This window comes from Marinobacter sp., from assembly GCF_041690455.1.
Taxonomy (GTDB): domain Bacteria; phylum Pseudomonadota; class Gammaproteobacteria; order Pseudomonadales; family Oleiphilaceae; genus Marinobacter.
The window spans coordinates 10,356-32,294 of record NZ_JAWLHI010000031.1 but is presented as its reverse complement, the minus strand read 5'-3'; the positions used below and the strand labels follow the sequence as shown (position 1 = coordinate 32,294).

Genomic DNA, 21,939 nt, shown 5'->3' with positions numbered 1-21,939 from the left:
TTCGGTTCCTGGGGTAGATCGTAACGGGTTTATTCGGCTTCCACGCCCTGGATGGGGCGGATGGTTTCCCACTGCTTACAACTCGGGCAGAGCCAGTGTAACTGCTGACCGGAGAAGCCGCAGTTTACGCAGCGATAGACCGGGCGGTTGGACAGGAGGAGATGACCAATCCGGCTCACCAGCCGGCCTTCGTCCGTGGTCATGCCTTTCTCGTAACCGGCCATTTCAACCAACCGGAGCAATCCGCGCACCGACGGACGGCTTTCCAGTTCCTGCCGCAACAAATCAATCGCCGCCGGTCGCCCGGATGAGCGTTCGACGGATTCTACCAGAGCCAGCAGCAGACTCGTGCTCGGATATTTTTCATAGAGCTTGCGGAGCTTCTTTACCAGGCGGCCGACGTCTCCATGCTCGCGTTCGAGTTTCATCAGGCGGTCGATGGCTTCCGGCCCGAACTCCGGATTCTGGTCGAACACCTTCAGGCTTTCCTTGCTTGCTTCCCGGAAGCTGCCTTGGCGGACCTGCAGGCTCATGAGAATCAGCGTGGCTCGAACACAGGAATGGTCGTATTCCAGGGCCTCTTTCGCCAGTTTCTGGGCTGTCCAACGATCATCATGTTTCAGAGCCTGCTCGGCGAGTTCGCAGGTAATGTAGGCAAGGGCCTTGAACAGCACCAAATCGGAGTCACCCTTGGCAAGTGTTCGGGCGACGTCGGCGGCCTTGCCCCACTCCCGTTCCTGCTGGTACAGCTCGATCAGCTGGAGGGCGGCATCGCGGCCGTATTCCCGGTCCCCCAGGATCTGATGCAGGAGCGCCTCGGCGCGATCAAGCAGGCCAGCATTAAGGTAGTCCAGGGCAAGCTCCATCGTGACCTGTGGCGAAAAACGTCCGGGCAACTCCGGACGGGCGAGCAGGTTCTGGTGAATCAGGATGGCGCGATCTGTCTCGCCCTTGTTGCGGAAGTGACTGCCGATGGAGAGATGCAGGCTGACGGTGTCCTTGTTGACGGCCAGGGACTGCACGAAATTTTCGACCGCCTGATCGGAGTAGTTGGTAAACAGGAATTGGAGACGATCGCGGACAGAGTCTTCGTCAGAGATGGCGGTTTTGGAGCTGCGATTGTTGCTGCCAAGCCGACCAGCCATCCAGCCGGCCGCGACCGCCACAGTAAGCAGCAGCCATTGAAGCACGATATCCATTAAAGAGTCCGGTCGTTCTGAGCCCTGGATTTCTCCAATGCCTGCTCGGCACGATCAAGTCGTTTCTTGAGGGTTCGCCGGGATACGGATGTCCGGACGGTCGCCAACATCGTCATCAGCACACCAAACAGCGCCCCGATGACAAACGCCATGATAATCCAGACTGCCACACCGTGGGGCTGGGTCTCGAAAAGCAGGAAATTGAGGGAGACCGCCATCTGGTTATTCAGCGAAAACACGAGTGCCAATAAAATCAGGACCAGTACCAACAGAATAATGAGGATTTTCTGCAATCCTGCCATAACGTAAGCACTCCGTAGGGCTCAACAGGCCCAAGTCTTCATATTCTCTGCCGAGACCCTAGAAACCTTTTTTCAGGCTGTCGTTGACCTGCTCCCGGAGCTCCTTCCCGGGTTTGAAATGAGGTACATACTTTGCCGGCAGGTTCACTGCCTCACCGGTTTTCGGGTTACGCCCGACCCGCGCGGCCCGATGATGGAGGGAAAAGCTGCCAAACCCCCGAATTTCGATTCTCTGACCATCCGCGAGCGACTGGGACATGTGCTCGATGATAGTTTTTACTGCAAGTTCGACATCCTTCACAGACAGCTGGGTCTGCTTGGAAGCAATCAGTTCGACCAGTTCGGACTTCGTCATGAGGCGCTTCCCTCTTCTTTATTATTCGGTAGTCTATTACCGCGATTCTTTGTCCTAGTTTAGTCAAACCAGAAAAAAACACAAAAAAAACGGGCTCTTAGAGCCCGTTTTTTTTCATACCAGAAAGAAATTTATTCCTTGTTGGCGTTCTGCTGCTGCATCTGCTCCTTGATGAGATCACCGATGGTGGTCGCACCAGAAGTTTCAGCGGTCTTGCTGCGGACGCTTTCCAGCGCCTGCTTGTCGTCTTCAACGTCCTTGGACTTGATGGACAGGTTAATGACGCGGTTCTTGCGGTCGATGCTGATGATCTTCGCTTCGACTTCTTCGCCTTCCTTCAGCGCGTTGCGTGCGTCTTCCACACGGTCACGGCTGATTTCGGAGGCCTTCAGTACCGCTTCAACCTCGTCGTTCAGGGCAACGGTTGCGCCTTTGGCGTCAACAGCAGATACAGTACCCCTGACGATGGAGCCCTTGTCGTTCAGCTGTACAAACTCGGCGAACGGATCGCTTTCCAGCTGCTTGATGCCCAGGGAGATACGCTCACGCTCCGGATCAACAGACAGGATAACGGTCTCGACTTCGTCGCCCTTCTTGTACTCGCGAACGGCTTCTTCGCCAGTCTCGTTCCAGCTGATGTCGGACAGGTGAACCAGTCCGTCGATGCCGCCTTCCAGACCGATGAAGATACCAAAGTCAGTGATGGACTTGATCTTACCGGAGATGCGGTCGCCCTTGTTGAACTTGCTGGAGAAGTCTTCCCACGGGTTGGATACACACTGCTTGATACCCAGGGAGATACGACGACGCTCTTCGTCGATATCCAGGATCATGACTTCTACTTCGTCACCGACCTGAACAACCTTGGACGGATGGATGTTCTTGTTGGTCCAGTCCATTTCGGACACGTGTACCAGACCTTCAACACCCTCTTCCAGCTCGGCAAAGCAGCCGTAGTCGGTCAGGTTGGTTACGCGTGCAGTAACCTTGGAGCCTTCCGGGTAACGGCCCTTGATATCCACCCAGGGATCTTCGCCCAGCTGCTTCAGACCCAGGGAAACACGGTTGCGCTCACGATCGAACTTCAGAACCTTGACGTTGATCTCGTCACCAACGTTCACGATTTCGCTCGGATGCTTGATGCGCTTCCAGGCCATGTCGGTGATGTGCAGCAGGCCGTCAACGCCACCCAGATCCACGAACGCGCCGTAGTCGGTCAGGTTCTTGACGATACCCTTGATTTCCATACCCTCGGTCAGGGTCTCGAGCAGAGCTTCACGCTGCTCGCTGTTTTCAGCTTCCAGAACGGCGCGGCGGGAAACAACCACGTTGTTACGCTTCTGGTCCAGCTTGATAACCTTGAATTCCAGTTCCTTGTTCTCCAGGTGCGCAGTGTCGCGAACCGGACGAACGTCTACCAGGGAACCCGGCAGGAAGGCACGAATGCCAGACAGGTCGACGGTGAAACCGCCCTTGACCTTGCCATTGATCACGCCTTTAACAACTTCTTCAGCCTCGAAGGACTTCTCCAGTACCTTCCACGCTTCGGCACGCTTGGCCTTCTCGCGGGAAAGACGGGTTTCACCAAAGCCATCTTCAACAGCATCGAGAGCCACATCGACAACATCGCCGACAGCTACTTCCAACTCGCCTTTTTCGTTGAGGAACTGGGAGGCGGGGATAACGCCCTCGGACTTCAGTCCGGCGTTAACGGTGACCCAGTCGTTGTCGACGTCAACTACGGTTCCCTGGACGATGGAACCCGGTTGCATGTCAATTTCTTTCAGGCTTTCTTCAAAAAGATCCGCAAAGCTCTCGCTCATTATGTGTCCTATGTGATCAACGCAAGTGTACTCCGTGCCGCCAGCAACACGGTCTGTTAGCGATTTCCGGAATCAGCCAGCGGCTGGCAAATAACGCTGTTTCCGGCATTTCAACGACAAAAAGGTGTAGTCAGGCCTGACCTGCTGCGGCCATACACCTGTCCAACACCTCTTCTATACTCAACCCCGTAGAATCAATGACTTGCGCATCATCCGCGGGCCTGAGAGGGGCTGCGGAACGGTTCATATCCCGTTCGTCACGAACCCGTATCTCCTCTAAAAGGGCATCAATGTTAACATCGACACCTGCTTCCTTCAACTGGTTAAAACGTCGCCGGGCCCGTTCCTCGGCGCTGGCCGTCAGGAAGATTTTCACCGGCGCATCCGGGAACACCACCGTGCCCATGTCGCGTCCATCGGCGACCAGACCGGGCGCCTGGCGGAAGTCCCGCTGTCGCTGCAACAGAGCATCCCGGACCGGTTGCATGACCGCCACCCGGGAAGCGTTATCACCGCAGGATTCGGTACGGATCTCGGAGGTGACATCCTCGCCTGCCAGCAATACCTTCGCGGGCTGACCCGCGGGGGTTGGCTCGAAAGTCACGTCCAGAGAAGACGCCACCCTGACCAGCCCCTCTTCATCATCAAAGGAAACACCCTGGCGCGTGGCCGCCAGTGCAGTCAGACGGTACAGGGCGCCGCTGTCCAGCAGGTGCCAGCCGAGCTTCTGCGCCAACATCTGGGTGATGGTGCCCTTTCCCGAACCGCCGGGGCCATCCACCGCGATGACCGGTGCCTTGCTGTCTGCCATTACTCACCACCTTCTATACGGATCTGGATACCGGTCTGCTGCGCCAGTTCCACAAAACTCGGGAAGGAGGTGGCAACGTTGGCGCAGTCCGTGATCTCGATCGGGCCGGTTGCCCTCAGGCATGCCACGGCGAACGACATGGCGATCCGGTGATCCCCATGACTGTTCACGGTTCCACCGCCGATTTCCTGGCCACCATCGATGATGATGCCATCCGGGGTAACGGTCGTTTCCACGCCCAGGGCTGCCAGACCATCTGCCATTACCTGGATCCGGTCGCTTTCCTTCACCCGCAGTTCCTCGGCGCCGCGGAGCACGGTGCGGCCCTTTGCGCAGGTGGCGGCGATGAACAGCACGGGGAACTCGTCGATGGCCAGGGGCACCTGCTCTTCCGGAATATCGATACCCTTGAGCTCGGCAGAGCGCACACGAAGGTCGGCCACCGGCTCACCACCGATCTCCCGCTCCTCAAGCACTTCGATATCGGCGCCCATCTGGAGCAGGATATTGATGACACCAACCCGGGTCGGGTTCATGCCGACATGGCGCAGCACCAGTTCGGAATCCGGGGCAATGCTCCCGGCCACCAGGAAGAAGGCGGCGGAAGAAATGTCCGCGGGTACGTCGATGGCGCAGGCGGTCAGCTTGCCGCCGCCGGTCACACTGGCAGTCGCGCCGTCACGGTGAACATGATAGCCGAAGCCCTCCAGCATGCGCTCGGTATGGTCCCGCGTCGGCGCAGGCTCGGTTACCGAGGTAACGCCCTCGGCATAGAGGCCCGCCAGCAACAAGCAGGATTTGACCTGGGCACTGGCCACCGGCATTTCATAATGAATGCCGGTCAGTTTATGACCTCCGCGGATTTTCAGCGGCGGACGACCACCCTCGGCGGTGTCGATCACCGCACCCATGGCCCGGAGCGGATCGGCAACACGCCCCATGGGGCGCTTGGACAGGCTGGCGTCACCGGTCAGCTCGGAATCAAACGGCTGAGCGGCCAGCAGGCCCGCAAACAGCCGCATGGCCGTTCCGGAGTTCCCCAGATAGAGCGGGCCTCGCGGCGCCTGCAGGCCGTGCATCCCGACACCGTGGATGCGAACAAAACCGTCTTCCGGGCCTTCGATGGTCACGCCCATGTCACGGAATGCCTGCAGGGTCGCCAGACTGTCTTCACCCTCGAGGAAGCCTTTTACCTCGGTGATTCCCTCCGCCAGGGCACCCAGCATGATGGAACGGTGGGACATGGATTTGTCACCCGGAACCCGGATATCACCCCGGATGGAGCCACCGGGCTGGACTCGGAAGGTTACCTGCTTTTCGCTGTTGTTAGTCACGTACGCCTGTCCTGAAAGCATCTTGGTGAAGTGTTCCCGCGCCGCCTTGGCGCGACTGAAGACCCGGAGCAGCATTGCACCATCGCCGGAGGCAATGGCAGACCGCAACTGGTCCAGATCATGGGTAAAGTGGTCGATAACCCGGAGCACCGCATCCCGGTTCGACAGAAAGATGTCGTGCCACATCACCGGGTCGCTGGCCGCGATCCGGGTGAAATCCCGGAAGCCGCCAGCGGCATACCGGAAGATATCCATATTCTCGTCTTCCCCGGCCAGGGTGTCCACGAGGGAGAAAGCGATGAGATGCGGCAGGTGGCTGGTGGCGGCCAGTACTTCATCATGGTAGGCCACGGACATGGTCAACACGGTGGCACCACACCTCTCCCAAAGCGCCCTGAGCCGCTCGACGTCGGGCTGATGGGCGTTATCCGCCGGCGTCAGGATAACCTTGTGACTGGCAAACAACTCGGGATTGGCGGCCCGGATGCCGCTTTTTTCGGAACCGGCAATCGGGTGCCCGGGAATGACGTGGGGAGAAAGCTCACCGAACACGGCTTCGACGTCAGCGACAAAACTGGATTTGGTGCTGCCAACATCGGACAGCACTGTGTCCTTGTCGAGAAACGGCTTAAGCTCCGCCAGCACCGCACGGGTCGCGCGCACCGGAACCGCCAGCACCACCAGATCACTGCCACGAACCGCCTGTTCCAGAGACCCGGCCGCCACATCAATAACACCCAGCTCTTCGCCGAGAGCAAGCTCGTCGGCCCGCCGGTCATAACCGACCACCTGGCCGGCCAGCTGATGCTGTCTGATGGCACTGGCCAGGGACCCGCCGATCAATCCCAGACCGATAATGGCAACGCGCTTGAAAAGTGGCTCGCCGTCGCCCACTTCAGCCACCCTCCCCGGCGGCACTCAGGGCCTCGGCAAGGGCGTCGAGGAATCGTTCGTTTTCCTTGGCAAGGCCCACGGAAACCCGAAGATGCTCCGGCATGCCGTAACCGGCAATCGGCCGCACGATGACGCCGTGTTCCAACAGCGCATGATAGATCGCCAGCGCCTGCTGCCCGACTTCCACTGCGATAAAGTTACCTGCGGAAGGTATGTAGGGTAGCCCCATGCGGTCGAAACCATCCGCCAGCTGCTTCAGCCCTTCGGCATTCACTTCGCGGGAACGGTTCAGATAATCCTCGTCCCCCAGGACCGCGGTTGCCGCAGCGAGCGCAACGGTATCCACGTTGAACGGCTGACGCACGCGATTGAGGATGTCTGCAATCGCAGGCGAACTGATGCTGTAACCCACCCGCAATGCCGCCAGCCCCCAAGCCTTGGAGAAGGTACGGCAGACGATCAGGTTGGGGAAACGCTCGAGCAGCTCAATGCCGTCGGGGTACTCGGTACCGGTCAGGTATTCGCAATAGGCTTCATCCAGAACCACCAGCACGTCTTCGGGAATCTTCGCCAGGAAGGCCTCGATGGCATCGGCGGTGTGCACGGTACCGGTCGGGTTGTTCGGGTTGGCCACGAATACCAGGCGGGTACGCTCGGTCACGGCATCGGCCATGGCATCGAGATCATGACCCCAATCCTTCGCTGGCACCGATACCCCTTTGGCGCCGATGGCCTGGGTCACCAGCGGGTAAACCGCAAAGGCATACTGGGAGAACACCACTTCGGAATCCGCGTCGGCGAAGCAACGGGCAATCACTTCCAGGACATCATTCGAACCGTTGCCCAGGGTGATCTGATCCATGCCCACGCCGAAGCGCTCCGACAACGCCTGCTTGAGATCAAAGCCGTTGCCATCCGGATACAGGCACATTTCGGACAATGCTTCCCGGGCGGCAGCCAGTGCTTTTTCGCTGGGTCCTAACGGATTCTCGTTACTGGCCAGCTTGATGATCTCGGCGGGCTTCAGGCCCAGCTCCCGGGCCAACTCCTCGATCGGCTTGCCCGGCTGGTAGGGAGACAAAGCCTGAACACCTTTGACCGCAAGACTCTGGTAATCGACTGCCATACGAGGCCTCCTTTACAAAACGCCGATTGGGTAGGAACCGAGCCGCTTGAGCTCCACTGCCTCTTCGTCCACCTCGGCCAGCGCCTTACGGATGGTCTCGTCCTCCATGTGCCCCTCGAAGTCGATATAGAACACATAGGCCCAGGTACCGCTGGGTGATGGCCGGGTTTCGATCCGGGTCAGACTGATGCCGTGGCGGTGGAACGGCTCCAGCAGCTGATACAGGGCGCCGGGCTTGTTGCGCATGGACACCAGGATGGAGGACTTGTCGTGACCACTGGCCGGAACCTCTTCACGACCGATAATCAGGAACCGGGTGGTGTTGTCCGGACGATCCTCGATGCTGTTGGCCAGTTTCTCCAGGCCATACAGTTCCGCAGCCATATCCCCGGCAATGGCTGCCGTGCCCGGCTCCTCGGCGGCCCGGCGGGCGGCCTCGGCATTACTGGACACGGTGATGCGCTCAATGCCATAGCGATGGGTATCAAGCCACTGCCGGCACTGGGCAAAGGACTGCTGGTGGGAATAAATGCGGGTAATCTCCTGGTCCTTGTGCTTCGGAGACACCAGCAGGTGGTGGTGAATCCGCAACTGGACCTCACCGCAGATCTTCAGCGGCGAGGACATGAACATGTCCAGGGTGTGGTTGATCATGCCTTCAGTGGAGTTCTCCACCGGCACCACGCCGTAGTGGGCTGCACCGGACTCCACTTCGCGGAAGACCGCGTCGATGGCCGGCAACGGAACACTGATGACGGAATGGCCGAAATGCTTCAGGGCCGCCGCCTGGGTAAAAGTGCCGATCGGCCCGAGGAAGGCGATGTGCATTGGCTTTTCCAGCGCCAGGCAGGCCGACATAATTTCACGGAACAGCCGCGCCATCTCCTCGGCGGGTAGCGGCCCCGGGTTCTGCTCCTTGATACGACGCAGCACCTGGGCCTCACGCTCGGGACGGTAGAAGAACACGTCCTCGTCCGGATTCGCGGCCATCTTCACATGGGCCACCTCCTGGGCGCAGCGGGCCCGGGCGCTGATGAGGTCCATGATCTGCTGGTCAATACTGTCGATTTCGTCCCGAAGTTCGCCCAGACGGGTCTTCTCGTCCGTCATGATCAGCCACGCTCCTTCGCAAATTCCGTCATGTACTGGATCAGCGCGTCGACACCCGCTTCAGGCATGGCGTTATAGATGCTGGCGCGCATCCCGCCCACGGAGCGGTGGCCCTTTAGGTTCAGCAAGCCACGGGCGTCCGCACCCTTGAGGAAGTCGTCATTCAGGGCGTCGTCGGCCAGAGTGAACGGAACGTTCATCCAGGAACGGAAGCGCGGTTCAATCGGATTGGCGTAGAAGTCGTTGGCGTCGATGAAGTCGTACAACTTCTTCGCCTTTCGATAGTTGATCTCGCCCATGGCCTTGACGCCGCCTTGCGCTTTCAGCCACTTGAACACCAGCCCGGCCAGGTACCAGGAATAGGTCGCCGGGGTGTTGTACATGGAGCCGTTATCGGCGATGACCTGGTAGTTCATCATCGTCGGCGTTTCCTTGCGGGCCTTACCCAGCAGATCCTTGCGGATGATGACCACCACCAGGCCCGACGGGCCGATGTTCTTCTGGGCACCGGCATAGATCAGTCCGTAGCGGGACACATCCACCGGCCGGGACAGCATGGTGGAGGACATGTCCGCCACCATGGGCACATCACCACTGTCCGGCGTGAAATCGAATTCCAGGCCGCCAATGGTTTCGTTCGGGGTGTAATGCAGATAGGCGGCATCAGCATTGGTGTTCCAGGTGGCCTGGTCCGGTACTATGGTAAAACCGCTGTCTTCGGAACTGGCCACCACATTCACGTCACCGTAGCGCCTGGCCTCGGCAATCGCCTTCTTGGACCAGATACCGGTGTTGATGTAATCCGCCGAGGTCTTGTCGCCGAGCAGGTTCAGCGGGATAGTGGAGAACTGGCTGGAAGCTCCACCCTGCATGAAGAGTACGGCGTAATCATCTGAAATTCCGGCCAATTCACGCAGGTCTTTTTCGGCTGTTTCGGCAATGGCCACGAACTCGTCGCTGCGGTGACTCATTTCCATGACCGACATGCCGGTACCACGCCAGTCCAGCATTTCATCCCGGGCCTGTTTCAGCACAGGCTCCGGCAAAGTAGCCGGACCCGCGCAAAAGTTGAACGCCCTGCTCATTCTTCGCTTTCCTCGCCTTCTAGCTCTTCATCATCGGATTCTGCAATCCGCTCCACACCGACCAGCCGCTCGTCTTCCTGGGACAGGCGGATCAAGCGTACCCCCTGGGTATTACGGCTCAGGATGGAAACCTCATCGGTGCGGGTCCGCACCAGGGTACCCTTGTCCGAAATCAGCATCATTTCATCGCCATCAAACAGCTGGAGCGCGGTGACCAGATCACCGTTACGCTCGGAGCACTGCATGGCGATAACGCCCTGGCTGCCCCGGCTATAAGTGGGGAATTCGTCGATAGCCGTGCGTTTACCGTAGCCATGCTCACTGGCGGTCAGGATCACACCACCCTCTTCCGGAATGATCAGTGACACCACATGCTGGCCTTCCGGCATCCGGATACCACGCACACCGCGGGCAGTCCGGCTCATGGGCCGCACCTGGTCTTCGGTGAATCGCACGGCCTTGCCGGCGCTGGAGAACAGCATGATTTCCGCATCACCCTTGGTGATGGCCGCACCAACCAGGGTATCGCCTTCGTCCAGGTTCAGGGCAATCAGGCCGTTGCTGCGCGGACGGGAGAAGTTCGGCAGCGGAGTCTTCTTGACCACACCGTTGGAGGTAGCCATCAACACGAACTGGTCCTCCGGGTAATCCCTCACCGGCAGGAAGGTGGTGATACGCTCACCCTCGTCCAGCGGCAGGATGTTGACCATCGGGCGGCCCCGGGAGCCACGACTACCTCGTGGAATCTCGAACACCCGCAGCCAATAGACCTTGCCACGGTTGGAGAAACACAGAATCGTGTCGTGGGAATTGGCCACCAGCAGTTTCTCGATGAAGTCTTCGTCCTTCATGGAGGTGGCAGCCTTGCCACGGCCACCGCGGCGCTGGGCCTGGTAATCTTCGACCGCCTGGGTCTTGGCGTAACCACCGTGGGAGATGGTGACCACCAGATCCTCTTCGTCGATCAGGTCAGCAATGGTCAGGTCACGGCGGGAGCTGGTGATCTCGGTACGGCGGTCGTCGCCGTAGTCGTTCACGATCGCTTCCAGCTCTTCACGGATCACCTGCAGCAGGCGCTCCGGATCGCCCAGGATGTCGAGCAGATCGGCGATCTTCTCGAGGATGTCCTTGTACTCGTTCTGCAGCTTCTCGGTTTCCAGACCGGTCAAGCGGTGCAGACGCAGGTCCAGAATGGCCTGGGCCTGTTCCGGCGAGAGGTGGTACAGGCCTTCGCGCAGACCATAGATCTCCGGCAGGTCATCGGGGCGACAGGCGTCTTCGCCCGCACGCTCGAGCATGGCCAGCACATCACCCGGCGCCCAGCCCTTGTCCATCAGCTTTTCTTTGGCCTCGGCCGCAGTCGGGGACTGCTTGATCAGCTCGATGATCTCGTCGATGTTGGCCAGTGCAACGGTAAGACCTTCGAGAATATGGCCACGCTCACGGGCCTTGCGCAGTTCGTAGATGGTCCGGCGGGTCACCACCTCGCGGCGGTGGCGCAGGAACGCATCCAGCATTTCTTTCAGGTTGAGGGTCTTGGGCTCGCCGTTGATCAGGGCAACCATGTTGATACCGAACACGGTTTCCAGCTGGGTATGGGCGAACAGGTTGTTGATCACCACGTCGGCGTTCTCGCCACGGCGCAGCTCGATCACAACGCGGATACCTTCCTTGTTCGACTCGTCCCGCAGTTCGGAAATACCCTCAACGCGCTTTTCCTTCACCAGCTCGGCGATCTTCTCGATCAGACGGGCCTTGTTGAGCTGGTAAGGAAGCTCGGTGATGATGATGGATTCGCGACCGGTTTTCTTGTCCTGCTCGATTTCGTGGCGGGCGCGGATATAGATGCGGCCACGACCGGTGCGGTAGGCCTCGACGATGCCGGCACGGCCGTTGATGATGCCCTGGGTCGGGAAATCCGGGCCGGGGATGTACTCCATGAGCTCATCCACGGTCAGGTCACCGTTATCAATCAGCGCCAGACAGCCGTTGACCACTTCAGTCAGGTTGTGGGGCGGGATATTGGTGGCCATGCCCACGGCGATGCCGGAGGAACCGTTTACCAGCAGGTTCGGAACCCGGGTCGGCAGCACATCAGGAATCCGCTCTGTGCCGTCGTAGTTGTCGACGAAATCAACGGTTTCCTTGTCCAGATCCGCCAGCAGGGAGTGCGCAATCTTCTCCATGCGGATTTCGGTGTAACGCATGGCCGCCGCGTTATCGCCATCAATGGAACCGAAGTTACCCTGACCATCCACCAGTGGATAGCGCAGGGAGAACGGCTGGGCCATACGCACGATGGTGTCGTATACCGCAGAGTCACCGTGGGGGTGGTATTTACCGATAACATCACCCACCACACGGGCGGACTTCTTATAGGCCTTGTTCCAGTCATTGCCCAGTTCGGACATGGCGAACAGCACCCGACGGTGCACCGGCTTGAGGCCGTCGCGCACATCCGGCAGTGCCCGGCCGACGATAACGCTCATGGCGTAATCGAGGTAGGACTGCTTCAACTCGTCTTCAATGTTTACCGGCAGGATCTCTTTGGCTAACTCACCCATCGAGAAAGGTTCCTTTGCGTTATCTGGAAGTCGTGCGGGAGCCGTTTCCGGGCCCCGTATTTATTCTTCAACAAGCCGCCAAGCATACCACAGTCCGCCCTTTTCCGGGGCACTTGTGGCTGAGCCTTAACCAAACACCACGGTCTTGTTTTCGTAGGTAATCACCCGGTCTTCAACGTGCGCCCGCAGGCCGCGCGCCAGCACGTTTTTCTCCACATCCTTGCCCAGACGAACCATGTCTTCGATGGAATCGCTGTGGTTGATGCGGATGACGTCCTGTTCGATGATCGGGCCTTCATCGAGGTCCTGGGTCACGTAATGGCAGGTGGCCCCGATCAGCTTCACCCCACGGCTGTACGCCTGATGGTACGGGCGCGCACCGGCGAAGGACGGCAGGAAGCTGTGGTGGATGTTGATCACCTTGCCGGCGTACTTCTCGCACAGCTCGGCCGGGAGGATCTGCATGTAGCGGGCCAGGACCACCACATCGGTCTCGTACTTCCCGAACAGTTCCTCGATGTGGGCGAAGGCCTCGGCCTTGTTTTCCTTGCTCACCGGCACGTGGTGATACGGGATTTCATGCCATTCCACCATGCGGCGCAGATCATCGTGGTTGGAAATGACCGCGACGATCTCGGCATTCAGCTCCTTGCTGTGCCAGCGGTGCAGGAGATCCGCCAGACAGTGGGATTCCTTGCTGCACATCAGGATGACCCGCTTGGGCCGCGCGGAGTCGGCAATATGCCAGTTCATGTTGAACTCGCGGGCAATGGGCTCGAACGCGGCACGGAACTGGTCCAGTCCGAACGGGATGGACTCGGCCTTGATCTCGTGACGCATGAAGAACCAGCCGGTCTGGGTATCCGAATGGTGGCTCGCCTCGGTAATCCAGCCATTGTAGGTGGACAGGAAATTACTCACCTTGGCAACGATTCCGACCCGATCCGGGCAGGAAATCACAAGACGATAGGTATGCTCCATGAAAGCCTTTCCTTAACTTGAATCCGGGAAAGCAGGTGCGACGGGGACCCCGGTGGAAAAACACAAGGCGGGCAATCGGTACGCACCATCAAAAATGACCGGCTATCATAGCCTATCTGAACGCCTAAAACGAGGAATGGACGCATGCGGATAATCGTGCTTTTACTGCTGATGACTTGCCTGCCCACGGTATGGGCCCAGGCCATTCTTGAGGGTGAACGCTTCCACCCGGTCCAGGGCAAACATGGCATGGTGGCCACCAGCCACACCCTCGCTACGGAGGTGGCGCTGGAAGTGCTCAAAAATGGCGGTAATGCCGTTGATGCCGCGGTCACGGCAGGCTTTGCGCTGGCCGTCACTCAACCCCGTTCCGGCAATATTGGCGGCGGCGGTTTCATGCTGGTGTCACCGGGCGACGGCAGTGCTCCCGAAGCCATCGATTACCGGGAGAAAGCGCCCGCGGCCGCCAGCGAAACCATGTTCCAGGATGAGGATGGTAATGCGGTCACCAACCGCAGCCGGTTTACCCACCTGGCCGCCGGCGTACCGGGCACGGTCGCTGGTCTGGCGCTGGCCCTGGAGCGCCATGGCACCATCAGCCTCAATGAGGCCCTGGCACCGGCCATCACACTCGCCCGGGACGGCTTTATCGTGCCCCACCGGTTCACCGAGGGCCTGGAACAGGCAAAGGAGCGGCTGCAGCGCTGGCCCGCAACCCTCGAGACCTTCTACAAGGAAGACGGCTCGGCCTGGCAGCCGGGTGAGCGTTTCCGTCAGCCGGAACTGGCCGCCACCCTCCAGCGGATTGCCGATAACGGCGTCAAGGGCTTCTACGAGGGCGAAACCGCCCGCCTCATTGCCGAGGAAATGCAGCGCAATGGTGGCCTGATCACCGAACAGGACCTGAGGGAATACGAACCGGCCATCCGCGAACCGGTCCATGGCACCTATCGCGGCCACGACATCTATTCCATGTCGCCACCCTCCTCCGGCGGCACCCACATCGTCCAGATCCTGAACATCCTGGAGGGTTACCCCATTTCCGACTGGGGCCACAACTCCGCCAGCACCATCCACCATATGGCTGAGGCCATGAAACTGGCCTACGCGGACCGCTCGCAATACCTGGGTGATACCGATTATGTCGACGTACCGCTCGCCGGCCTTACCAGCAAGGCCTACGCCGAGGGTCTGCGTGAGACCATCAAGCCGGATCAGGCCCGCCCCGCCAGCGAGATCGGCCCCGGAGAGCCCGCGGCCTACGAAAGCCCCGAGACCACCCATTTTTCCGTGGTCGATCGCTGGGGCAATGCGGTCTCCAACACCTACACCATCAATTTCAGCTATGGCTCGGGCATCACCGTAGCCGGCGCCGGTTTCCTGCTCAACAACGAAATGGACGACTTCAGCGCCAAGCCCGGCGTGCCCAATGCCTACGGCCTAATCGGCGGAGAAGCCAACAAGGTGGAACCCGGCAAGCGCATGCTCAGCTCCATGTCGCCCACCATTGTCCGCAAGGACGGCAAGAACTTCCTGGTCACCGGCAGCCCGGGCGGCTCGAGGATCATTACCACCACATTGCAGGTGGTAATGAACGTGATTGACCATAATATGAATATACAGACAGCGGTAAGCGTGCCCCGGATCCACCATCAATGGCTGCCGGACGAAATCCGCATTGAACAGGGCATCAGCCCTGATACCGTTCAACGGCTAGAGGACAAGGGCCACACGGTGGTGACCAAATCCGCCATGGGTGCCATCCAGAGCATTCTGATCGGTGCCGATGGTACGCTGTACGGAGGCGCCGATCCGCGCCGGAGCACCTCATCGGCCATGGGGTATTGAACGAATCCGATTGACCCGGGTCACTGATCCGAAAGGAGGTACCATGTATCTTTCAGTACAACTGAGCTGCTATCCGCTCAAGGATGACTACAAACAGCCGATCTGGGATCTGATTGCCAGACTTGAAGAATCCGGGCTGGAGGTGTATTCCGGACGTATGAGTACAGAAATCTTTGGCGAATACGATGAAGTCATGAAGGTTCTCTCGGATACCATGAAGTGGTCGTTCGAGACCTATGGCAAATCCGTATTCGTCGCCAAAATCATGGAGGGCGACCGGAGGCCCAGATGACAGCACCGCAAGGACCGGACCAGCAGAAACCGGACAATAACCAGCAACCCGCGATTCCCAACCAGTTTGCCTTTCTCTGGTTGAGCGCCGCCATCTTCCTGATGGTGCTGTGGTTGCAGGGCGGGGACCAGCCGCGCCAGCAGGAGCTCGCCTATTCCGAGTTCAAGACCGCGGTGGCTGAACGTCAGGTTGCGGAGGTAACGCTGAGATCCGAGGAAATCCTGGGCATGTTCAATGACCAGGGCGTGACGGATTTCAGCAGCCAGACCCAGGCCCGGCAACCGACCACCGGTTTCCACACCGTGCGACCACCCATGGAAGACCCGGAACTGCTGCCGCTGCTTGAGCAGAATAACGTCACCATCCGGGCCACCAGTTCCGAGCTGCCCTGGTGGCAACAGCTGATCCAGGCGTTCCTGCCGTGGATTCTGCTGCTGGCCCTGATGTTCTGGTTCTGGGGCGCCGCCCAGCGGCGGATGACCCAGGGCGGTGGTCTGTTCGATTACGCCAAATCCAAAGCCCGCCGGGCCCGCCCGGAAACCTCCCACACCAGCCTGGACGATGTCGCCGGGATCGAATCCGCCAAGCGAGAGATCACCGAAATCATCGACTTCCTGAAAGCCCCGGAACGGTTCCGCAGGCTGGGCGCGGTGATGCCCAAGGGTGTGCTGTTGGTCGGCCCGCCGGGCACCGGCAAGACCCTGCTGGCACGGGCCATCGCCGGGGAGGCGGATGTACCATTCTTCAGCATCAGCGCCTCGGAGTTCATCGAAATGTTTGTCGGTGTGGGCGCGGCCCGGGTCCGCGACATGTTCCAGACTGCCCGCAAAGAAGCGCCGGCGCTGATTTTCATCGACGAACTGGACGCGGTCGGCCGCTCACGTGGCACCGGCCTGGGTGGTGGTCACGATGAACGGGAACAGACCCTGAACCAGATCCTGACCGAAATGGACGGCTTCGAGGAGCACGAAAATGTCCTGGTACTTGCCGCCACCAACCGGCCGGACGTGCTCGACAGCGCCCTGCTCCGCCCCGGCCGCTTCGACCGCACCATTACCCTCGACCGCCCCCACAAGGACGCCCGGGAAGCCATTCTGAGTGTTCATGTCCGCAAGGTTCCGCTGGCCGACGACGTTGACCTGGCACAGGTCGCTGCACGCACCATCGGATTCTCCGGTGCCGACCTGAAGAACCTGGTGAACGAGGCAGCCCTGACCGCGGTCCGTGAGAACAAGGATAAGGTGGACGCCCAATGTTTTGATGAGGCCCGGGACCGCCTGATCCTGGGTGAGGAACGGGATGCCCAGCTGACACCAGACGAAAAGCAGGCCGTGGCGTACCACGAAAGCGGTCATGCCATCATGGCCTACTTCATGCCCAAGGCGGACCCGCTCACCAAGATCACTATCATTCCTCACGGCATGGCCATGGGTGTGACTGAGCAAACACCCAAGGAAGACCGCTATACCTTCACCGAGAGCTACCTGAAGGATCGCATCAAGGTCATGCTCGGCGGTCGTTCGGCCGAGAAACTCATCTATGGCGAAGTCAGCACCGGCGCCCAGAACGACCTCAAGGAGGCCACCAAGCTGTTGCGCAAGATGATCGGTCAATGGGGCATGAGCGAGAAACTCGGCCCCCTGGGCCTGAGCATCGGTGAGGAGCATGTCTTCCTGGGCCGGGAGATGGGCGCGCCACGGGAATTCAGTGAAAAGATGGCCGAGCTGATCGACGGCGAAATCCAGGCCCAGCTTATGGCACTGGAAAAAGCCACAGTGGATTTCCTGACCGAGCATCGGAACCACCTGGAGGCCCTGGCCAAGGCCTTGCTGAAGAAAGAAACCCTCTCATCAGATGAAATCGAGGACATCCTCAGCAAGGAAAACGCCCGCAAGATCGCCTGAGGTTCACCCTCAGGCGTGCGTCACAAGCATCTCGCTGAACAGCGCAAGACAGAACCCGAGTACGGCTCCAAGGGGTGGCCCCCAATGCCGTTCCAGGCGGGACTGGGGAGCAATGTCCTGAAAGATCAGATACAGAATCCCGCCGGAGGCAAAGAGCATAATGGCCCCGAGTATGGCCTGGTGATCGGACAGCACGAAGTAACCGAGCAGGCCGGCCACGGGGCCGGTCACTACCAGTAAGCTCATGAATCCCAGCGTCTTCCGTGAGGTGTAATCCGGCTGGTTACAGAGCTCACGGTAGGCATTGAAGCCTTCCGGCAAATTTTGCAGAGCGATCAGTGCCGCCAGAAGTGCCGCCATGCCGGGGTTGACCACAATCAGTCCGCCGAGAGCCGTCGCTTCCGGGATGTAATCAAGCATCAACCCAGTCAACTGGGGAGCCTCTCTCCGCTTCAGGCCCAGCGCCCGCTCGACTCCGAAAAACAGCAGCCCGCCCAGCAGGATGATGGGGATGCTCCACATCGAACCCTGCATGCTGGTACGACCCTCCGGCACTAGCACCACGGCGACAGCCCCAAGCAGGATCCCGCCACCGAAGGCGATGAGGAAGTGCCGAAACTCCTGCTCAAGCCAGTTCGGCCTGATGCGCTCAAAGCTGGCCAGCAGTCCACCTGCGGGGATACAGGCGCCCGCCGCTGCGGTCAGGACAACGATATAGACAACATCCAGAAACATCCGGAACCATCAATCTGAAAGGAATGGTTGAATCAGGGCGTCACGGTCACCGGCAGATTGAGTTCAACCAGTAGCTGATCGGCACCCTGTTCATCAAACACGCTGCACTGCCGGCTGACAACCAGCTCGGCGGGGCCTTCCTGGCGCAGTATCCGGGCCACTTCGGCCGCACTGGCCCGGGGAATAAGTCGGACACGTGCTCCGGCACCCCTGGCGATCAGCTGATCTTCAATCGCCTTGACCACTTCCTGACCGTCCTCTCCGCGGCTGCGAACCAGCACCGTCAGCGGCTGGCGATGGCGTCGTGCCTGCTCGATGCCCACTGCCAGCGCGCGGTGATTGGCCCCCTGTTCATCGTTAAGGAGCACAACCACACCGCGACCGGGACGGCGCTGGAGTTCTGCCCAGAGCAACACATCGCCGGGTGCCTGGCGCATCAACCCCCGAGCAGTGGATCCCAGCCGGGATCCAGGCGCTGCCGACCAACCGACGCGCCCCATGACCACCAGGTCTTCCGGACCCGCCAGACTGAGAACCTCTTCAATGACACGCCCCCGGCACAGTTTCAGCGCCTGACGCAGACCCCGACTAGCTACAGCCCGCTGCAGGGAGCGGCGCGCCTGTTCGGCAAGCGAACGCATACGCATTTCGAGCATGGCAGAATCCATCGGGCGCGCAGCGCCCGAGCTCGCGCCGATTTCCAGGGCAAAATCGAACCCCGAGCTACGCAAGAGGTTCACCTCCTCGACAAACACCCCGAGAATTTCATGCCCCCGCAGCGCGGCAATGTCGGCCGCCGCCTCCAGTGCTGCGAGACTGAGCCTGGAGCCATCCAGAAGCACCAATACACGGCCGGAACCGGTTTCGACAGGAACGGATTCAGGCTGATCAGTCATCGTCATTCTTGCCTCCCTCACCGTTGTCGTTGTCCTCGTCCCGCTTCTTGCCCACCTTAGCGAAGGCAGCGAGACGGTCCTGTACTTTCCGGTTGAAGCTGCCCTCCGGGTAGTCGCCGTTTTCATCGGCAACGCCGGCTTCCATGCCGGTCAGCAACTCGATCGCTTCATTGATATCCGAGATCGGATAGATGGTGAATCTACCCTCGCCCATGGCATCCCTGACATCCTTCCTGAGCATCAGGTGCTCCACGTTGCTTTCCGGCAACAACACGCCCTGACTGCCCAGGTCGCCGGAATCCCGGCAAACATTGAAAAAGCCCTCAATCTTCTCGTTAACCCCACCCACGGCCTGAACCTCGCCGTGCTGGTTCATGGACCCGGTAACCGCAAGGGCCTGCTTCAGCGGCACTCCGGCAATCGCAGAGAGCAGGACACAGGTTTCGGCCACCGAAGCCGAATCCCCTTCCACACCGCCATAGGATTGCTCGAACGCCAGACTGGCCGAGAGCGACAACTCTCCGTCTCCGGCATAGCGGCTGGCCAGGAACCTGGACAGGATCATTACCGCCTTGCTGTGGATCGGACCACCCAACTTGGCTTCCCGCTCGATATCCACTACCTGGCCCTTCCCTGGCCGGGCGGTCGCGGTAATCCGGGAGGGCTGACCGAACATGGAGGCGCCCAGCCGGAGCACAGACAGGCCATTTACCTGCCCCACTTCCTCGCCGCCGGTGGCGATCTTCACGATGCCCCGGGTGATCTGCTCCATACTGCGCTCACGAATCCGGCTGGCCCGGTATTCACGCTCGTCGATCGCCTGCTGGATGTACTCATCGGTGATGAGCTCGGCGCCATCCTGCCTGGCCCAGTGGTCGGCCTCACTGAGCAGGTCCCTCAGGACCCGGTCATGGGCCGTGAGCTTGCGCTGGTCACTGGCCAGGCGGCTGGCATGCTCGATCAGACGAGCCACTCCATCCCGGGTCAACGGTCGCGCTTTAACCCCTCTCGCCATGGAGGCAATCATCCTGGCGTAAAGCACGTAACAGCCATCTTCCCGATCAAGGTCATCCTCAAAATCCGCTTCCACCTTGAACAGGTCCAGAAAGTCCGGGTCATAGTGGGACAGGAGGTAATACAGCATCCGGTCTCCGAGGAGGACCACTTTCACCGATACCGGAATCGGTTCCGGCTGAAGGCTGGTGGTACTCACCAGGCCATAAAGCCGCTCAAGGGACTCGATGCGGATTTCACCCGAGAACAGGATGCGCTTGAGACTCTCCCAAGCCATGGGCTGAGTCAGCACACGCCGGGAATCGATAATCAGGTAACCACCGCTGGCCCGGTGCATGGCACCGCCCTTGATCAGCGTAAAATCCGTATACAGCGTACCCTGGCGTGCACGGTGTTCGATCTGGCCGGTGAGGTGCTGGTGATTGGGCAGATCTTCATAGATCACAGGAGCGCCTTGCGTCTCGGCGTTGTCCACCAGCAGGTTGACCTTGTAGCGAACCAACAGGCCGGCCGGTGGCCCGCTCTCACCGTCCTGGAAGGCTTCTGCATGTTCCACCACGTCCTCACGGACGGCGTCCAGATGGGCCACCACATCGGGCAGGTGCGACCACTTCTCGCGCAGTTCGCCCATCGGGCCACCCAGCGTAATCTGCACCATCTCCTCATTCAGGGCATGCACGCGCTCGCGAACCTCCTTGCGCAGCCTGGGAATCTGCTGGATGGTCTGCTGGAGTTTTTTCTGCAACTCCTCCACCTTCGATTCGACGAGCTGTTTCTCCTCATCCGAGAATTTCTTGTACTCCTCGGGATCGATCACCTCACCATCCCGCATGGGGGCAAAGGTAAACCCCGCTGGCGTGGTGATCATGGCAATGTTGTTTCGGTTGGCCTCTTCCTGAATATCGAACAGTCCCTGGTGCTGGCGCTTGGCCATCTCTTCCTGGAGCTCCTGGATCCGGGACTGATATTCCTCGCTCTCGAACGTGGCCGGGATGGCCGTACGTAATTCATCCGTAAAATCGCTCATGTCCTTGCGGAATTCCCGACCCTGAGCGGCGGGAAAGCGCAAAGCCTTCGGTCGGTCGGCGTTCTTGAAGTTATAGACATGGCACCAGTCCGGTGGCACCTCCTTCTCGCTGGCGTGCTTGCCCAGAAAGCGCTCCACCAGCTCATGCTTCCCGGCACCCGAGGGCCCAAGCACAAAGAGGTTGAACCCCCGGCCTTCCATGCTGGCACCAAACTCCAGAGCCCGCAGTACCCGCTCCTGGCCGCAGGGCAGCTCCAGGTCCTCGAGGGTTTCTGTGGTCTCGAAATCCAGCTTTTCCGGCGGGCAACGATGGTAAACCTGATCAATGTTCAGCGGTGCGGGTACGGTCATCAACTACTCCTTCAGGCGAATCGCACTTTCAAATAAGGAATCATGAGTGACTGAAAGGATAGACCACGGCAAAAGGTTGGTCAGGGAGACGAAACCGGAATCGGAATGAAAACAGAAAGGGACTGGCACAGGTCAAAAATATCAAGGTGCGACACTTTGACGCACTTTTCGCCGACGATAGATACTTTTACCTACACATTATTGCAAAAATGTTAAGAAATTGAGCGAACTTTTCCAAGCGGGTGACGTCTTAAGTAGTGAATTCGGGTTTTCCTATTACCTGTTCAA

General features: G+C 59.6%; 17 protein-coding genes. 3 read left to right on the top strand and 14 right to left on the bottom strand.

The annotated features are described in order from the left end of the window. Nucleotides 1-29 precede the first annotated feature (29 nt). The 11 genes from lapB to purU all read right to left on the bottom strand — a co-directional run bounded on the left by lapB (nucleotide 30) and on the right by purU (nucleotide 13,584). Nucleotides 30-1,199, bottom strand: a complete 1,170-nt coding sequence (lapB, locus tag ACESMW_RS09405) for a lipopolysaccharide assembly protein LapB (protein ID WP_372986780.1) — start codon at nucleotides 1,197-1,199, stop codon at nucleotides 30-32. Beyond that, nucleotides 1,199-1,501 carry a LapA family protein gene (locus ACESMW_RS09400; protein ID WP_372986779.1) on the bottom strand — a complete coding sequence of 101 codons (303 nt, stop codon included), beginning with the start codon at nucleotides 1,499-1,501 and terminating at the stop codon, nucleotides 1,199-1,201. Before ACESMW_RS09400 ends, lapB begins: the two co-directional genes overlap by 1 nt. 58 nt (nucleotides 1,502-1,559) lie before the next feature. Beyond that, entirely contained in the window at nucleotides 1,560-1,856 is a 297-nt protein-coding gene (locus ACESMW_RS09395) for an integration host factor subunit beta (RefSeq protein WP_008938050.1), read from the bottom strand. Nucleotides 1,857-1,987: 131 nt separating this feature from the next. Beyond that, complete coding sequence (gene rpsA, locus ACESMW_RS09390; RefSeq protein ID WP_372986778.1) at nucleotides 1,988-3,679, bottom strand: 30S ribosomal protein S1; 1,692 nt, start codon at nucleotides 3,677-3,679, stop codon at nucleotides 1,988-1,990. A gap of 130 nt (nucleotides 3,680-3,809) precedes the next feature. Then, entirely contained in the window at nucleotides 3,810-4,490 is a 681-nt protein-coding gene (gene cmk / locus ACESMW_RS09385) for a (d)CMP kinase (RefSeq protein ID WP_372986777.1), read from the bottom strand. Further along, nucleotides 4,490-6,718 carry a bifunctional prephenate dehydrogenase/3-phosphoshikimate 1-carboxyvinyltransferase gene (locus ACESMW_RS09380; protein WP_372986793.1) on the bottom strand — a complete coding sequence of 743 codons (2,229 nt, stop codon included), beginning with the start codon at nucleotides 6,716-6,718 and terminating at the stop codon, nucleotides 4,490-4,492. Before ACESMW_RS09380 ends, cmk begins: the two co-directional genes overlap by 1 nt. Nucleotide 6,719: 1 nt before the next feature. Continuing rightward, nucleotides 6,720-7,844 carry a histidinol-phosphate transaminase gene (gene hisC / locus ACESMW_RS09375; RefSeq protein ID WP_372986776.1) on the bottom strand — a complete coding sequence of 375 codons (1,125 nt, stop codon included), beginning with the start codon at nucleotides 7,842-7,844 and terminating at the stop codon, nucleotides 6,720-6,722. 12 nt (nucleotides 7,845-7,856) lie between these two features. Further along, on the bottom strand, nucleotides 7,857-8,954 hold the full coding sequence (gene pheA, locus ACESMW_RS09370; RefSeq protein WP_372986775.1) for a prephenate dehydratase: 1,098 nt from the start codon (nucleotides 8,952-8,954) through the stop codon (nucleotides 7,857-7,859). Nucleotides 8,955-8,956: 2 nt separating this feature from the next. Further along, the gene (serC, locus tag ACESMW_RS09365) at nucleotides 8,957-10,039 is read right to left on the bottom strand and encodes a 3-phosphoserine/phosphohydroxythreonine transaminase (RefSeq protein WP_372986774.1); all 1,083 of its coding nucleotides are present in this window, start codon (nucleotides 10,037-10,039) and stop codon (nucleotides 8,957-8,959) included. After that, nucleotides 10,036-12,603, bottom strand: coding sequence for a DNA gyrase subunit A (gyrA, locus tag ACESMW_RS09360; protein ID WP_372986773.1), 2,568 nt, complete (start codon nucleotides 12,601-12,603; stop codon nucleotides 10,036-10,038). Before gyrA ends, serC begins: the two co-directional genes overlap by 4 nt. Nucleotides 12,604-12,729: 126 nt before the next feature. Beyond that, complete coding sequence (gene purU / locus ACESMW_RS09355) at nucleotides 12,730-13,584, bottom strand: formyltetrahydrofolate deformylase (RefSeq protein ID WP_113862287.1); 855 nt, start codon at nucleotides 13,582-13,584, stop codon at nucleotides 12,730-12,732. 144 nt (nucleotides 13,585-13,728) lie between these two features. Here purU and ggt point away from each other — a divergent pair, with 144 nt between their 5' ends. From ggt to ftsH, 3 genes are read left to right on the top strand one after another with little or no spacing between them, the layout of a single operon-like run. After that, nucleotides 13,729-15,432, top strand: a complete 1,704-nt coding sequence (gene ggt, locus ACESMW_RS09350) for a gamma-glutamyltransferase (protein WP_372986772.1) — start codon at nucleotides 13,729-13,731, stop codon at nucleotides 15,430-15,432. A 43-nt stretch (nucleotides 15,433-15,475) separates the two neighbouring features. Then, a complete protein-coding gene (locus ACESMW_RS09345) occupies nucleotides 15,476-15,724 on the top strand; it encodes a YkoF family thiamine/hydroxymethylpyrimidine-binding protein (RefSeq protein WP_372986771.1) in 249 nt (82 codons plus the stop codon). After that, nucleotides 15,721-17,628, top strand: a complete 1,908-nt coding sequence (gene ftsH / locus ACESMW_RS09340; protein WP_372986770.1) for an ATP-dependent zinc metalloprotease FtsH — start codon at nucleotides 15,721-15,723, stop codon at nucleotides 17,626-17,628. The genes ACESMW_RS09345 and ftsH overlap by 4 nt, the downstream gene beginning before the upstream one ends. Before the next feature lie 9 nt (nucleotides 17,629-17,637). On the opposite strand, the gene ACESMW_RS09335 is transcribed toward ftsH, so the two are convergent. Genes ACESMW_RS09335 through ACESMW_RS09325 form a run of 3 tightly spaced genes read right to left on the bottom strand, consistent with a single transcriptional unit; the run spans nucleotide 17,638 to nucleotide 21,651 of the window. Beyond that, entirely contained in the window at nucleotides 17,638-18,363 is a 726-nt protein-coding gene (locus tag ACESMW_RS09335) for a ZIP family metal transporter (RefSeq protein ID WP_372986769.1), read from the bottom strand. A 32-nt stretch (nucleotides 18,364-18,395) separates the two neighbouring features. Next, nucleotides 18,396-19,265, bottom strand: coding sequence for a universal stress protein (locus tag ACESMW_RS09330; RefSeq protein WP_372986768.1), 870 nt, complete (start codon nucleotides 19,263-19,265; stop codon nucleotides 18,396-18,398). Further along, nucleotides 19,252-21,651 carry a Lon protease family protein gene (locus ACESMW_RS09325; protein WP_372986767.1) on the bottom strand — a complete coding sequence of 800 codons (2,400 nt, stop codon included), beginning with the start codon at nucleotides 21,649-21,651 and terminating at the stop codon, nucleotides 19,252-19,254. The genes ACESMW_RS09330 and ACESMW_RS09325 overlap by 14 nt, the downstream gene beginning before the upstream one ends. Nucleotides 21,652-21,939: the final 288 nt, after the last annotated feature.